This window comes from Candidatus Nitrosopumilus salarius BD31, assembly GCF_000242875.2.
Taxonomy (GTDB): domain Archaea; phylum Thermoproteota; class Nitrososphaeria; order Nitrososphaerales; family Nitrosopumilaceae; genus Nitrosopumilus; species Nitrosopumilus salarius.
Genome location: NZ_AEXL02000167.1, coordinates 1 through 817, shown reverse-complemented (window position 1 = coordinate 817; position 817 = coordinate 1). Strand labels below are relative to the sequence as shown.

Sequence of the window (817 nt, the reverse complement as noted above, 5' to 3'; positions counted from 1 at the left end):
AAAAATCTTCGTGAAGTTAAATCAGCAGCTACTCCAAATCAATAGAAGTTTTTTGATTTGTTTTATTGTATCTGCATCACTATCAGCAGTAACTGCCCAATTACTGTCAGATTATGATAATTATCTCACCACGACAATTACAATTGTTATCGGATATATCGTGTATTTTGGAATTTTTTCATGTTTGTTTTATTGGGACAATATTGAGCGATATCGAGAAATGAAGTCAGGTTTAATCAAAAAGGAATTATTTGCACTGGTATCATCATTTGGATTAGGTGAAATTGTATATCTCGGGATAAGGTGGCCCACACTGTATTATTTTCTTGAAATTGGAATAGAGCCATATCTCGCATCAGTCATTTCTGAAATAATTTCAACTGGTTGTTACATGATATCAGTTACAGTGTTTCTTAGAAAGACTAGAGCATTTTAGTTATTTTGCAAGTTGATTTACCAAGTCAGTGGATGTAATAATTCCAATAATATTTCCGTTATCAGTTACTGCAAGTTTGCGTATTTTTTTATTAGCCATTCTTTTTGCTGCTTCAGAGATTGGCTCGTTGTAATTTATTGTGATTAAAGGCGAAGACATTATTTTTTGAGCGGGCGTATCAAAAGAGAGGTTTTTGGCTGCAATTTTTGTTGCAAAGTCCCTATCAGTTACAATACCCACAGGATTTTCATTTTCCTTGACAATTATCGCTCCGATTCCTCCCTGCTCCATCATTTTAGCAATTTGAAATGAGGTAGTGGTTAAATTTACAGATATCAGGACTTTTGTCATAATGTCCCTGACTAGAATGTGAGAGTGATT

Annotated in this window: 2 protein-coding genes; one reads left to right on the top strand and one right to left on the bottom strand. The window is 33.9% G+C overall.

What is annotated here, in order from left to right; translation table 11 throughout:
• Nucleotides 1-436, top strand: a 436-nt coding sequence (locus BD31_RS09320) for a hypothetical protein (protein WP_238536118.1), incomplete at its 5' end; no start/stop codon positions are given.
• On the opposite strand, the gene BD31_RS09315 is transcribed toward BD31_RS09320, so the two are convergent.
• Nucleotides 437-817, bottom strand: a 381-nt coding sequence (locus BD31_RS09315) for a CBS domain-containing protein (protein ID WP_008301678.1), incomplete at its 5' end; no start/stop codon positions are given. It lies immediately after the preceding gene.